8 protein-coding genes are annotated in these 14,516 nt (G+C 52.4%); 3 read left to right on the top strand and 5 right to left on the bottom strand.

The genetic code is table 11. The features are described from left to right. Positions 1-327 precede the first annotated feature (327 nt). The gene (locus J0X00_RS06465) at positions 328-2,247 is read right to left on the bottom strand and encodes a monovalent cation:proton antiporter-2 (CPA2) family protein (RefSeq protein WP_282477720.1); all 1,920 of its coding nucleotides are present in this window, start codon (positions 2,245-2,247) and stop codon (positions 328-330) included. Between the two features lie 318 nt (positions 2,248-2,565). Here J0X00_RS06465 and J0X00_RS06460 point away from each other — a divergent pair, with 318 nt between their 5' ends. Further along, positions 2,566-3,756, top strand: a complete 1,191-nt coding sequence (locus J0X00_RS06460) for a sugar transporter (protein ID WP_136483072.1) — start codon at positions 2,566-2,568, stop codon at positions 3,754-3,756. Positions 3,757-4,144: 388 nt separating this feature from the next. Here the strand turns inward: J0X00_RS06460 and J0X00_RS06455 are convergent, their stop codons facing one another. From J0X00_RS06455 to J0X00_RS06440, 4 genes are all read right to left on the bottom strand, one after another. Continuing rightward, positions 4,145-5,149 (bottom strand): LacI family DNA-binding transcriptional regulator, encoded by a 1,005-nt coding sequence (locus J0X00_RS06455; RefSeq protein WP_136483074.1) that lies wholly within the window; start codon positions 5,147-5,149, stop codon positions 4,145-4,147. A 105-nt stretch (positions 5,150-5,254) separates the two neighbouring features. Beyond that, the gene (locus J0X00_RS06450) at positions 5,255-6,691 is read right to left on the bottom strand and encodes a 6-phospho-beta-glucosidase (RefSeq protein ID WP_282477719.1); all 1,437 of its coding nucleotides are present in this window, start codon (positions 6,689-6,691) and stop codon (positions 5,255-5,257) included. A gap of 212 nt (positions 6,692-6,903) precedes the next feature. Continuing rightward, positions 6,904-7,800, bottom strand: coding sequence for a DNA-binding response regulator (locus tag J0X00_RS06445; protein ID WP_282477718.1), 897 nt, complete (start codon positions 7,798-7,800; stop codon positions 6,904-6,906). Beyond that, a complete protein-coding gene (locus J0X00_RS06440) occupies positions 7,790-11,161 on the bottom strand; it encodes an ATP-binding protein (protein ID WP_282477717.1) in 3,372 nt (1,123 codons plus the stop codon). Before J0X00_RS06440 ends, J0X00_RS06445 begins: the two co-directional genes overlap by 11 nt. Before the next feature lie 366 nt (positions 11,162-11,527). Here J0X00_RS06440 and urtA point away from each other — a divergent pair, with 366 nt between their 5' ends. After that, positions 11,528-12,805: an urea ABC transporter substrate-binding protein gene (urtA, locus tag J0X00_RS06435; RefSeq protein WP_218562925.1), complete on the top strand. Its 1,278-nt coding sequence runs from the start codon at positions 11,528-11,530 to the stop codon at positions 12,803-12,805. A 77-nt stretch (positions 12,806-12,882) separates the two neighbouring features. Continuing rightward, positions 12,883-14,514, top strand: a complete 1,632-nt coding sequence (urtB, locus tag J0X00_RS06430; protein ID WP_282477716.1) for an urea ABC transporter permease subunit UrtB — start codon at positions 12,883-12,885, stop codon at positions 14,512-14,514. The last annotated feature ends 2 nt before the right edge of the window (positions 14,515-14,516 follow it).

Here is a 14,516-nt window from a genome sequence, read left to right as displayed (position 1 = left end):
CTAACTTAGCATCAGCCGAAAGTCTTGTTGGCTAACAGACCTTGTTGATGATCGCCAATTTTTTCGAATAACTTTGTTGATATGTATCAAACTGAATTATTCCCTTTTATGCACCAGCAGAAATCAGTTCTGCTATCGGTTGATTTAAGTGATTCAGTGCACAGAAATAGTCGTGAGCCGGACAGGTCGCACGGCCCTATCCGTCGGGAGCACAGGCAGGATGCGGAACGTCGGTGTGCTTAATTGTGAGTGAGTCGACATTCCGTTTTGGGTACTGAATCTCAAAAAACTCAGCCGGCAGAGTGAACTGGTCAGGAAAGCAGCAAACTAGCCCATGTTACGCCAGTTTTCTTTGGCTTCCATACTGGCGCCGCGATCAAACTCATGAGTACTGTCAGCACTTTCAAACGCCATTTCTTCTTTGAGGCGCTGCTCCAGTTCGATAAACAGTTTAATGTAGTTATTGTCCACGCGCTCTTTGCCCTGGGCCTCACTTAACCAGGCTTGATACAATCCATCTGAATGACTGGCTTCGACTTTTTTGTACACCTTCTTCTGCTGTTCAACCAGATAGGGATGAAAGCCCAGCGCTTTCATGGCCGAAGCGCCGACTTCCAGTGCGGAATGGTAGGTTTCTGATACCGCCAAATCAACGCCGACCTGACGCAGGCGGTAGCCGTGGCCACGGTCAAACGCCCGTGCCAACACTTTGACGTGCGGGTAGGCATGTTTGACATATTTAACCAGTTCGACGCTGCTCTCCTGATTATCAATCGCCACCACTAACATGGTGGCTTCTTCGATTCCCGCTGTGTGTAGCAGGCCCGGGCGGGTCGCATCACCAAAATAGGCGGGGGTATTAATTTGACGCAAGTTGTCTATCTGTGACGCCTGGTGGTCAAGGACCACGGTTTTCACCCCGTTGGCAACCAGAAGACGGTTGACTATCTGACCGAAGCGGCCGCTGCCGGCAATAATGACGGTGCCGTGTTCGTCGATGACATCAGCTTCACGTTGCGGATTGGTTTGCTGTTCAAAGCGCGGCATGATGACTTTATCAAATAAGATAAACAGCCCCGGTGTCAGGAACATAGACAAGGTCACCACCAGCGACAAGACCTGAGCCATTTCGGTAGGCAATACGTGGCGCTGCTCGGTAAAGCTCAGCAGCACAAAACCAAATTCACCGGCCTGCGCCAGGCTCAGGGTGAACAGCCAGCGATTGCTGCCACGAATGCGGAAGATGACCGCCAGCAGATACAGCACAACGGCTTTAAGCAACATGATGGCCAGAGTGGCACCCATGATGACAACAAAGTGACTGAACAGCAGGTCGAACTTAATCCCTGCACCGACTGTAATAAAGAATAACCCGAGCAGCAGGCCTTTAAGTGGTTCAATGTTGGCTTCCAGTTCATGACGAAATTCACTGTTGGCCAGCACGACGCCAGCGAGGAAGGTGCCCAGCGCCGGGGAAAGACCGACCAGGTTCATTAATATCGCAATACCAATCACCAGCATCAGTGCGGTCGCCGTGAAAATTTCGCGCACACCGGCGTTAGCGACAAAACGAAACAGCGGCCGGCTCAGGTAGTGACCTCCGACAACGACAATCGCGATGGCGGCGGTAATGATTAATCCATATGCCCAGCCGGGTAAGTGAGTCATCACTAGCAACTCTTCCGCATGCTGAGCCGCTGTGCTGGCGGCGTTTTGTGCCTGTTCAACCAGCTCCGGCAATGCGAGCAGAGGAATAAAGGCCAGCATCGGGATCACGGCAATGTCTTGGAACAGCAACACAGAAAATGCATTCTGACCGCCCTCGGTACGATTGAGGCGTTTTTCGGTGAAGGTCTGCAGCACAATCGCAGTCGAAGAGAGCGACAAAATCAGACCAATGGTCAGTGCGATGGTGTAGGGAATATCAAACAGCAGGCAGCCTGCCATCGTCGCAAGGGCCGTCAACCCAACCTGTAAGCCGCCCAGTCCCAGTAACCGGTGACGCATCGCCCACAAGCGTTGCGGTTCCAGTTCCAGCCCCACCAGAAACAGCATCATTACCACGCCAAATTCGGCAAAATGCTGAATAGCCTGGGTTTCATCACCCACCAAGCCAACAATCGGGCCAATCACCACTCCGGCGATCAGGTAACCGAGCACGGAACCAAGCCCGAACCTTGTTGCCAGTGGAACAGCAATCACCGCTGCAATCAGATAGATAAAGGCCTGGATAAAATAACTTGTCATGCTGGGTGCCGGATTCCTTGTCGGTAAATGGGACTTGATTGTAACGGGCGAAATGCCGGATGACGCAGAGTGCCTGTATTAAGAGTACCTGTATCAATAGTTGTCTAAACCGCCGTGACTGGCAAATGATCTTTACTGTTTTTGTAACACATTGCCAGCTTGAGATCGCGCAGTGAATTCAAGTGATTATCGGTGGGCGGGAAATATGTCAGCAAAAGTTAGCAGTATAAAAATTGTTGTATAAAATCTTTCCTTATTGTGAACAAAAGTGAGACAATGGTCACTCTTTTGTCCTTCTAGTTAAACATCTGATTGCGTATGACCCACACCGTTTCGGCGGCGAGCAAAAACTCGCGCCACAATCAATATTTGCGTGTCTTTGCTCTGGGCTTTAGTGCCTTTATTTTTAACACCACAGAATTCGTGCCGGTCGGTTTGCTGACTGATATTGCCCGCGATCTGAATGTGCCGGTGGCGTCGGCAGGTTGGATGCTGACCATCTATGCCTGGATTGTGGCTTCAATGTCATTACCTATGATGATGCTGACTAGCCGAATTGAGCGTAAGAAACTGCTGATTGGCGTATTTACCCTGTTTATCGTCAGCCACGGCTTTTCCGTTATTGCCTGGAACTTTGAAACCTTGGTTGCCAGCCGGATAGGAATTGCATTTGCGCACGCTGTTTTCTGGTCAATAACCGCGTCAATTGCGATTCGGGTCGCTCCTGCGGGCAAGAAAACGCTGGCTTTAAGTGTATTGGCGACGGGGACATCGCTGGCGATGGTGCTGGGGGTTCCTCTGGGACGGATTATCGGCCAATGGTTCGGCTGGCGGGTGACCTTTGCTGCTATCGGCATTGTGGCTTTGCTGATTCTGCTTGCTCTGGTGCGTTTATTGCCAGTGATGCCAAGCCTGTTCAGTGGTTCAATGAAGAAACTGCCTGAGCTGCTGCGTAATCCAAAACTGATGGGCTTGTACCTGTTCATCTTCCTGTTGTTCACGGCGCACTATTCCGCCTACAGCTACATTGAACCTTTCGTGAAACAGATCGGCCAGGTAAGTGAGAACTTTACCACCTTGTTACTACTGGTGTTTGGTGGTGCTGGTATTCTCGGCAGTATCATCTTTGGCTACTGGGGTGAGCGTGCTAACACCAAGTTATTGATGAGTAACACCTTCTTACTGCTGCTCTGTCTGGTTGTGCTGATGTGGTCAGTGGGCAACCTGTGGGGCATCAGTGCGCTGTTGGTGGTTTGGGGGACGGCGTTGATGGTCGCGTGCCTGGCAATGCAGGTTAAAGTGCTGAACATTGATACCCAGGCGTCGGACATGATTATGTCGATGTTCTCCGGCATTATTAACCTCGGCATCGGTGCTGGTGCCTTGATTGGCGCTAAAGTGATTCATTTTAGTTCGCTGGAAATGATTGGTTATGTCGGTGCTGTCTTTGCCTTGCTGGCTCTGGTGCTGATGGCAACGTTGCTGAAGAAGTTTCCGGCATTACGCTAAAAATACGCGCACGACAATAAAACCCAAGCCCGCCTAATCGGGTTTGTAAGGCTGCCATTTGGCTGCCTTTTTGTTGGCCAAATAAAGTTGTTGGCCAGATAACGTAAAGATTGCTTGCGCTAGGTAAAGGTTATTTGCCGGAGAAAGGGAGCTAGGCAGCTTCACTGTTTATATCTGGCAAATAAAAAAGGTTGTTTTGCAAATAAAGAAAAAGGCGCAAGCTAACTGGGCTTGTGCCTTTCAGGAGGAGATGTTGTCGGCGCTCTGGCTGTCATGTTGTCTTGGGGAGGCGAAAGCCAGAGCAGCGTACAATGTTAAGCTTAGCTATATATTTGCCAATAGCAATAATTATCATTTAAATCTGTTCAAGCACTTACAACATGAGGGGTCAGCTGCGGCTGCGGCTGGATTCACGCACCACCAGTTCACCACCATAAGTCTGATGCTGACTGTCAATCGGCTGCTTGTTGGCCAGGTTAATCGCCAGTTGCACTGCATCTTGGGTCAGTCGGGAAATAGGCAGCGAGACGGTAGAGAGGCTGGGAATGGCGTAAGCGGCCGCAGGTTCATTATCGATGCCGATAACGGAAATATCGTGCGGTACCTCAAGACCGTGATCGTGCAGGGCACGGATCGCGCCGATTGCCATGTCATCGTTACAGGCGAAAATGGCGGTGAAACTTACCTCATGTTCCAGTAAGAGCTGAGCTGCCTGGTAACCGCTGTCGAGTGTGTTTTCACCTTCTGCGACCCAGTTTTCCTGAGCAGGTAACTGGTTGGCTTGCAACATGTGCTGATAGACCCGGTAGCGACGGCGGCCGGTTTCACTGTTGAGTGGTGAGGTAATACAAGCAATATGCTGGTGGCCGAGCTCAATCAGATGCTGCATCGCCAGAGTGGCGAGCTGCGCCTGATCCAGACCAAAGCTGGAGATGCCCTCGTCGTTCAGCAGACGATTGATGATAATCAGTGGTACTTTGACGGACTGTTGCAGCTGTTTTAGTTGTGATTCACTCAGGTGACGGCTGTAAAGCATGATAGCGTCACAACGCTGATTGGCCAGAGTGAAAACGGCTTCACGTTCGCCATCTGCGGCGTCTTTGCTGTTAACGACCAGCAATTTCTTGCCAGCTTGCTGCGCGCCCTGTTCGGCATGATAGAGCACGCTGCCGAAATAGCTGCTCTGAAACTGAGGGAGTACCAGACCGATGGCGTTGGACGTATTGGTGGCTAAAGCCTGAGCCAGGGTATTGGGCTGGTAACCTAACTCTTCGATGGCAGCCATTACTGCATTGCGAGTGGCCTCTTTGACCAGTTGACTGCCATTGAGAACCCGGGAAACCGTTGCTTTTGAAACGCCAGCGGCCTTACATACGTCATTGATTGTTGCCATCACTGCTCCTTGATTACACTCACTGGACTGAGGTAATACTCAGGCCAGTGAGGATTTTAGCTAATTTCGCTAACTGATTGAAACAGTTATCTTCATTGGTGCGAATTACAGCTCTTCGCCATTGGTGCTAATCACATTCTGGTACCAGAAGAAACTCTTCTTCTTCGAACGGGTCAGGCTGCCGCTGCCGTCATCGTGACGGTCTACGTAGATGAATCCATAGCGTTTTTTATATTCACCGGTAGTGAAGGAAACACAGTCGATGCAGCCCCAAGGGGTGTAGCCCATCACTTCAACACCGTCATAACTGATGGCCTGTTTCACCGCGTTAATGTGCGCGCCAAGGTAGTCGATACGATAATCGTCATTGACTGAGCCGTCGGCTTCAACCTGATCGACCGCTCCCAGACCGTTTTCGACAATAAAAATCGGTTTTTGGTAGCGTTCATACAGCTCGGACAATGCAAAGCGCAGACCGTCCGGGTCAATCTGCCAGCTCCAGTCCGATGCCGGCAGATAAGGGTTAAGCTGGCTGCCTTCGAACAGAGAACTGCTTGAGCCTTCTTCATCCTTTTGCGCGGATACGATGTTGGTCATGTAGTAGCTGATAGCCAGGTAATCGGCACAACCGGCACGCAGAATCTCATCATCACCAGGCTGCATCTCGACATTGATACCTTTGCGTTGCCATTCTTTCAGCAGGTAGCTTGGGTAGTAGCCGCGCACCTGAACATCACTGAACAGGTATTTTTCACGCATCATTTCCTGTGCCAGCAGAACATCTTGCGGACGACAGGTTGCCGGGTAAAGTGGCATCATGTGGATCATGCTACCGATTTGGAAGTCGGGATTGATCTTGTGGCCAAGTTTGACCACTTTGGCGCTGGCCAGGAACTGGTGGTGCAGTACCTGATACAGGGCTTGTTCTGGATTTTCGTGCTCGGCGTAGATCATGCCTGAGTTACAGTACCCCCAGATTGGCAGTTTCCAGTTACGCTGGTTGTTGATCTCGTTAAAGGTGATCCAGTATTTCACCTTGTGTTTATAACGCTCCATCACGGTCTGGCTGAACTTGACAAAGAAATCCATCACCTGACGGTTCATCCAGCTGCCATATTGCTTCACCAGATGGTTTGGCATCTCAAAGTGAGACAGCGTGATGACCGGTTCAATGCCATATTTTAGCAGTTCATCGAACAGGTCATCATAAAACTGCAGACCGGCTTCGTTCGGTGCCGCTTCGTCACCATTCGGGAAAATACGCGTCCAGGCAATCGAGGTACGAAAACATTTGAAACCCATTTCAGCAAACAAGGCTACATCTTGTTTGTAGTGGCCGTAGAAATCGACCGCTTCGTGGTTAGGGTAGAACTGACCGGCTTCTACGCTATCGGTAATCACACGTGGCACTTCATGCGCGCCGCGGGTCAGAACATCTACCACGCTGACGCCCTTACCATTCTGGTTCCAGCCGCCCTCGACCTGATGCGCCGCTACCGCGCCGCCCCATAAGAAATCTTTAGGAAAACCTTGCTGAGACATTCTTCACCTCTTTGCTATCGTCATTTTTGTCCGGTTTGCCCTTTGGGGCGATGGACTCATAGTAGATCATTGTCCGCCATTCTAGATCAGATAAAGCAAAAGTGTAACCGGTTTCTGTAACCGGTTACAAAGTGGTACCGCTAAACTTGGCGCCAGTGGAAAGCCCGGTTGAGGCCACAAAATGATGTTTCCTTAAATTTAACCCTTTTGGGTCAGGAGGCGTGGCCTTCAAGGACACGGATGCAGATACTGGCAGCGGCGGTGCGATTATCCACACTGAGTTTTTTGTACACTTGTTCGAGGTGTTTGTTGACGGTGCGCGGGCTCATGGCAAGAATTTGCGCTATCTCCCAGTTGGTCTTGCCAAAGGAGAGCCAGTAGGCGACTTCAGACTCGCGTCTGGTCAGTTGCAACGCATGTTGCAGATCCTGTTCATTGCCTTTTTGCTTGGGCTCAGAGAGGCGGATTAACCGGTGCAAGTTGTTATAGTCACCCGCATACTGCGCATCAAGCGGCGGGCTGAACTCATCCAATGTCAGGTGGGCAGGGCGCTGCTCATCGGCCAGCCAGGTTGCAATGCGCGGCTGAAGTTTGGCCCATACTGTGGCCACCTCCCCTTTGAGCTCGCTGATCAGCTGCTGGGCCTGCGGGGTGGCCCATTCGAGTTCACCTCTTTGATTGACGCAGAAGATATACTGACCGGCGTAGTCGAGCGCAACTTGCGCTGACTGGGCCAGACGGGCGTTGTGGCTGTGAACGCGAATGCGGGCCAACACTTCATCCGGTACCACGGGTTTGGTAATGTAATCGACGCCACCGGATTCAAATCCGCGCAGCACGTGGGCTGAGTCATCCAGTCCGGTCATAAAAATGATCGGCGTGGCCGGCAGACGTTCTTTCAGCTTCTGACAGGTATCAAAGCCGTTCATCTCCGGCATGATGGCATCAAGCAGAATCACATCCGGCTGAATGCGCTCCACGATCGACAGGGCTTGCAGTCCGTTTAACGCCACCAATACCGTCAGCCCGGCCTGATTGAGGGTCGCGTTGAGCATACCCAGTGATTCCGGTGAGTCATCGACCACCAGGACAATTATGTTATTCGGCATGATGGTACTCATTGATCCACTCTTCCAGTTGCTGACTGATTTTGGCGAAATTGCATTGCTGCATCTGTTCTTCCATTCGACTGATAAAACTTTCCCCGGCGCTCTGTTGCTGTTTTATCTCTTCCAGCTTTTCACCAAATGCACTCATAAAGCCGATTTCGGCATAGTTTTTCAGTTTTTTCATCGTTTTCACGGATGGTAAACGCATGCTGTCGGGAGCGGATACGTCTGGTGACTGTGCCGTTTGGGAGTCGATCTGCCAGTCGATATCCAGCCACTGGCTCAGTTTACCCAGCAGTTGCGCCATCGACACCGGCTTGGTCAGATAGTCATTATGATGATGGTTTTTCTGGTGTCGCTCCAGTTCACGAATGTTGGCTGACAGCATCAGGATAGGCTGTTTGTAACCACTGTGGCGCAGATGACCGGCCAGTTGCCAGCCATCAACGTTGGGCATAAAGATGTCGAGCATAAATAAATCGACCGATTCGCTTTTTGCCAGCGTCAGTGCCGCCTGCGCGCCGTTGGCCTGCAGGACGTTAAATCCAAGCGGTGTTAACAGATTCGCGATTAACTGGCGCTGGTCATCAATGTCATCCACCACCAGAATCGTGCGGGTGCGGCCATGATAACCACAGATACGCTGATCGTAAATTTCCGGCTCCAGATCAGGGTTCGCAACACTCGACAGCATCAGGCGCAGGGTAAATGTACTGCCTTTGTCGACGTCACTCTGGCAGGTAATCTCACCGCCCATCAGTTCGGCCAGTGCATTGGAAATGGTCAGGCCAAGCCCCGTGCCGCTGATATCCATGGTATGCGGGGTGTGAATGCGTTCAAAGGGCTTAAAAATCAGCGCCTGATCGGCGGCTGAAATGCCGATGCCGGTGTCTTCGACAATAAAACGCGCCACCTGATTGCGATACATCACCTTAAACGTGACCGTGCCGCTGGCGGTGTATTTAATCGCATTGTTGAGCAGATTAATCAGGATTTGGCGCAGGCGCTGCTTGTCGGCGACGATAAACTCCGGCAGGTATTGCGACATAATGAATTCAAACTTGAGTCCTTTACGTGACGCCTGCAAATCGAAGATCTCTTTGATCTGGCTCAGCATCATACGCAGGCTGAACGCGTCACGGTGCAGCTCGAGCCGGCCGGCTTCGATTTTGGATATTTCCAGCAGACCTTCGAGTAAATCGGCCAGATGTTTACCGTTACGTTTCAGGATTTCGGCATAGCCGCGTTTTTTATGGTCGAGATCCTGATCATTGCTTAGCAGTTGGGCGTAGCCCAGTACCACATTGAGTGGGGTACGCAGTTCGTGGCTCAGACCAGCCAGATAACGACTTTTGGCCTGGTTAGCGTGCTCGGCCACCCGGCGGGCTTTCTCCAATTCACGTGACGTGTTTTCGTGGGCGCGGATTTCACGCAGCAGCAAATCGGCGTGATCCTGCAGCTCTGAAATCGCGCTGTGGCTGCCTTTACGCGCCAGCACCAGCAGCCAACTGATCACGCCCAGTGGGATCAGCAGCAGGACAAACGCTTTAATCAGCCCGTTGGCGATAGTGTTCATCTGGGTTTGTTCCAGCAGCGGCACCTGGGTGTAGGCCAGTAACAGGATGGCGCCGATGACACTGGTCATAATGAACACCACCAGCAGAAACTGCCCCAGTGATGAGGCTTGGTCGTTGAGCCAGGCGCGCGGGAGCACTTTGGCCAGAGCGCCGGAAATTTGCGCCGAGAACGTCGCTTGCGGCCGGCAGGCATCGTGACAGCGGACATCGAGTGAACAGCACAGTGAGCAGATGGGGCCCTGATAGGCGGGGCAAAAGGCGATGTCTTCATGTTCAAATGAGTGCTCGCACACCACACAGCGGTTTTCACCAACAGAAATCGGCCGCAGCGTGGCAGGCGTCGGAGCGAGATAATAGCGGCTGCGGGTCAGCAGGGCGATTAGGGGCACGGTCAGAAACGGCAGGCCAAAGGCGATGTAAGAAGCGAACGCCTTGATGACGTCATTGCACAGATCAAGATGGGCACCGATGCCGACCAGAGACGCGATCAACATTGAACCGACACCGACCGGATTGATGTCGTACAGTTTGGCGCGTTTGAACTCGATGATTTTCGGGCTCAGTCCCAGCGGCTTGTTGATCACCAGATCGGCGACGATACTGCCAATCCAGGCCAGCACTAATACCGAATAGATTTGCAGGGTTTTTTCCAGCATCTGATACACCCCGAGCTCCATCAGCAGCAGGGCAAACATGACGTTAAACACCATCCATACCACCCGGCCCGGATGACTGTGGGTCAGACGCGAGAAAAAATTCGACCAGGCCAGAGAGCCGGCATAAGCATTGGCGACATTGATTTTCAGCTGGGAGATGACCACGAAAATACCCGCGGTCAGCAGCGCCAGCTTGGGGTTGTCGGTCACATAGGAAAAAACAGTCTGATACATGTGGGCCGGATCGCCGGCTAAATCAGCCGGTGTACCCGCTGACAGCGCCAGCCAGGCGAGAAAACTCCCCAGCATCAACTTAGCGGCTCCGAACAGCATCCAGCCCGGGCCGCCGAGCAGCATTGCCAGCCACCATTTGCCTTTGCCGCACTGCTCCTGCGGGGGCAAAAAGCGCAGAAAATCGACCTGTTCACCAATCTGGGCCACCACCGACAGCAGTACGGCCGATGCGGCGCCAAACAGCAGCCAGTCGAATCCACCGCCATTATCATCGACTCCGGCAAAAGAGAGCCAGCGTTCGATATTGGCGTCTGGGTGGGTGAAGACATAAAACAGCGGCACCACCTGCATCAGCAACCATAATGGCTGCGACCACATCTGGAAGCGGCCAATGTGAGTGATGCCCAGGATCACCAGAGGAATGACGATGACAGCACTGACGATATAGCCGATGTAGAGCGGAATGCCGAACAGCAGTTCCAGCGCCATTGACATGATGGCCGCTTCCAGCGCAAAGAAAATAAAGGTGAATGAGGCATAAATCAGTGACGCTATGGTCGAACCGATATAGCCGAAACCAGCGCCGCGACTGAGCAGGTCGATATCGACACCGTATCTCGCTGCATAATAACAAATGGGGATTCCGGTTACGATGACCAGTAAAGCGACAGCGCCAATAGCCCAAAGCGAATTGACCACGCCATAGTTGAGTGTGATAGCGCCGCCAAGCGCTTCCAGTACCAGAAACGAAACAATTCCAAGTGCCGTATTGGCAATCCAGCCAGCGGACCATTTCCGCGCTCGTTTGGCGGTAAAACGCAGTGCGAAATCTTCCAACATCTCGTTGGCAACCAGTTTGTTGTATTGACGCCTTGCCCTGAGGACTTTATGCATTCGATCTGACTTGCTATTCCGTGTTTCTGCTGCCGGCTCTTCCTGAGCCGGTTGATGACACCGGGCCGGCGAAATCTTTGGGTCAGCCAGCACTATAAGAGTGTCTGACAAGCTTGAGTGCATGATCACCTGAAAATCATCATCAACTTAAGACCATCCAAAAAACGCGCGCCCGGATGCAAGCGCACAGTATAGCGTGAAAGCGGATTGCCGCTATGCGTCATTTGACGTAGGTGTGATGCACGAACTGCGCATATTCATAAAAACGTGATTCATCAATACTGTGCACAGTCGCCCGGTTTATGCCAGGAAGTCGTAACCGGAGCGTGATGACCAAAACCGAAACGGACGCAAAGGAAACAAAACATGAAAAGGAAAGTTCTCGCCAGTGCTGTACTGGCTGCTTCATTGTTGACCAGTATGCAGGCGTTAGCGGAAGAGACGATTAAAGTCGGTATTCTGCACTCGCTCTCCGGCACCATGGCAATCAGCGAAACCACTTTGAAAGACACTATGCTGATGCTGATTGATGAACAGAACAAACAGGGCGGCTTATTGGGTAAAAAGCTGGAGCCTGTGGTCGTCGACCCGGCGTCTAACTGGCCGTTATTTGCCGAAAAGGCGCGCGAACTGATATCAAAAGATAAGGTCTCTGCGGTGTTTGGTTGCTGGACTTCGGTCTCGCGCAAATCTGTTCTGCCAGTGTTTGAAGAGCTCAACAGTCTGCTGTTTTATCCGGTTCAGTATGAGGGTGAAGAGTCATCGAAAAACGTGTTCTATACCGGCGCGGCGCCAAATCAGCAGGCGATACCTGCGGTGGATTACCTGATGGATCAGGGCGTACAACGCTGGGTACTGGCGGGGACTGACTACGTCTACCCGCGTACCACCAACAAAATTCTCGAAGCCTACCTGAAATCCAAAGGTGTCGCTGCAGCGGACATCATGATCAACTACACCCCGTTTGGCCACTCTGACTGGCAGTCGATCGTCTCGGATATTAAGAAATTTGGTGCAGCCGGTAAGAAAACCGCCGTGGTATCGACCATCAATGGCGACGCGAATGTCCCGTTCTACAAAGAACTGGCTAATCAGGGTGTGAAAGCGGAAGACATTCCTGTGGTGGCGTTTTCTGTCGGCGAAGAAGAGCTGTCCGGTATGGATACCAAACCACTGGTTGGCCACCTGGCTGCCTGGAACTATTTCATGAGTGTTGAGTCGGACGCCAACGACGAGTTCATCGAAGAGTGGCACAAGTTTGTGAAAGACGACGAGCGCGTCACCAATGACCCGATGGAAGCGCACTATATCGGCTTCAAAATGTGGGTCGAAGCGGTTAAGAAAGCTGGCACCACGGATCCCTCTGCAGTCGAGGATGCCATGATTGGTATCACGGTGCCGAACCTGTCTGGTGGTTACTCGGCGATGATGCCGAATCACCACATCACCAAACCGGTCCTGATTGGCGAGATCCAGGATGACGGTCAGTTCCAGACGGTATGGAAAACGTCCGGACTGGTGGCCGGCGATGCGTGGTCTGATTACCTGCCTGGCTCTAAAGACCTGATCTCGGACTGGCGTCAGCCGCTGTCGTGCGGCAACTACAACGTCAAGACCGGCAAATGCTCGGGTCAGAATTTCTGATCCCGGGCGGGCAATCCGTGGCGGGCGTTAACGATTGACGCTAACGCCCCAAATTTGCGCTTCATGGATGAACCCCTATGTTAAGCATTAAAAAATCTCGTCTGGTGTCGATGATTTTTATTCTGGTTGGTCTGTTAATGACAACCCGGATTTATGCCGCTGAGCCGGCCTCTTTTCAGCAAGGTCTGGATGCGCTGGCACAAAATACCTTCGAGCAGGTGGAAAGCGGCGTCGGACTGATTGCCCAAAGCGGCGATGAGCGTGCCGACCAGGTTCTTAATCTGCTGCTCAACGGCGATTTGTATGTACAGAAAAAAACCGATGTCCTGGTAACTGTGCGTGATAAGCAGGGCAGTAAATCAGACATCGTGGCGTTGTTTGCGCCGCAACAAGCGCAGGCTGAAACGGTCAGCTCGCGCTCAATCCGCAAAATCGCGATCAATAACCAGTTGCGCGGCCTGCTGCGCTCTGAACTGGCGTCGCTCAATCTCAGCCATCGCGACCCTGATGTGCGCGCTGAGGCGATAAAACAACTGCTCGGCACGTTAGACGCCGGGATGTATCAGCGCCTGCAGCAGCGTTTGACGGTTGAAGGTGATGATACAGTGCAGGATCTGCTAAGCGTTGCGCTGGCTATCTACGATCTAAAAAACAGCAGTGACAGCGCGCGCCAAAGCGCGGCAATCAGCACGCTGGGTGACAGTTACCAGCCGCAAGCACGTATCGCTCTCAACAGCTTTGTCGCCGGACCGCATTCTGATGTCTTACTCAGTGAAGCTAACAAGGCGCTCGGTATGATCTCCCAACGCGCTTCGCTCGCGGAGATGTCGGAGACACTGTTCTTTGGTCTCAGCCTTGGCTCGGTACTGGTGCTGTCCGCGATTGGTCTGGCCATTACTTTTGGGGTGATGGGTGTCATCAACATGGCGCACGGTGAACTAATGATGCTTGGCGCTTACACCACTTATGTGGTGCAGACACTGATGCCGGATCACATCGGCTGGTCTCTGGTTGTTTCCATACCTTTGGCATTTTTAGTTGCCGGTGCAGTCGGTATTTTAATTGAACGCAGCGTGATTCGTTTCTTGTACGGCCGCCCGCTGGAAACGCTGCTTGCCACGTTCGGCATCAGTTTGATCCTGCAGCAGACCGTGCGCACCATTTTCTCACCGCTTAACCGTTCGGTTGCCACCCCGGAATGGATGCAGGGTGTGATTGAAATTAACCCGCTGCTTAGCCTGACGTTAAACCGGCTTTATATCATCGGCTTTTGCCTGGCAGTATTTGCGCTGCTGTTTATGGCGCTGCGCTATACCCGGCTCGGGATTGAAGTGCGTGCCGTGTCGCAGAACCGCAGTATGGCGCGCGCCATGGGGGTTCGCTCCGACTGGGTGGACGCCATGACCTTCGGCCTTGGCTCCGGTATTGCCGGTATTGCCGGCGTGGCGCTGAGCCAGTTGACCAACGTTGGACCGAATCTCGGTCAGTCGTACATTATTGATTCATTCATGGTGGTGGTGTTTGGCGGAGTCGGCAATCTGTGGGGCACGCTGGTGGCCGGTATGTCGCTGGGTATTGTCAACAAGGTGCTGGAACCCTGGGCTGGAGCCGTGCTGGCTAAGATCCTGGTTCTGGTGTTCATCATTCTCTTTATTCAGAAAAAGCCCCGGGGATTGTTTCCTCAGAAAGGGCGCTCAGCGGAGGGTTAAAG

Source organism: Vibrio sp. ABG19, assembly GCF_029962385.1.
GTDB classification, from domain to species: domain Bacteria; phylum Pseudomonadota; class Gammaproteobacteria; order Enterobacterales; family Vibrionaceae; genus Vibrio; species Vibrio ostreae.
Note: the sequence above shows the minus strand (reverse complement) of the source record. Positions and strands in the feature narration are given on the sequence as shown.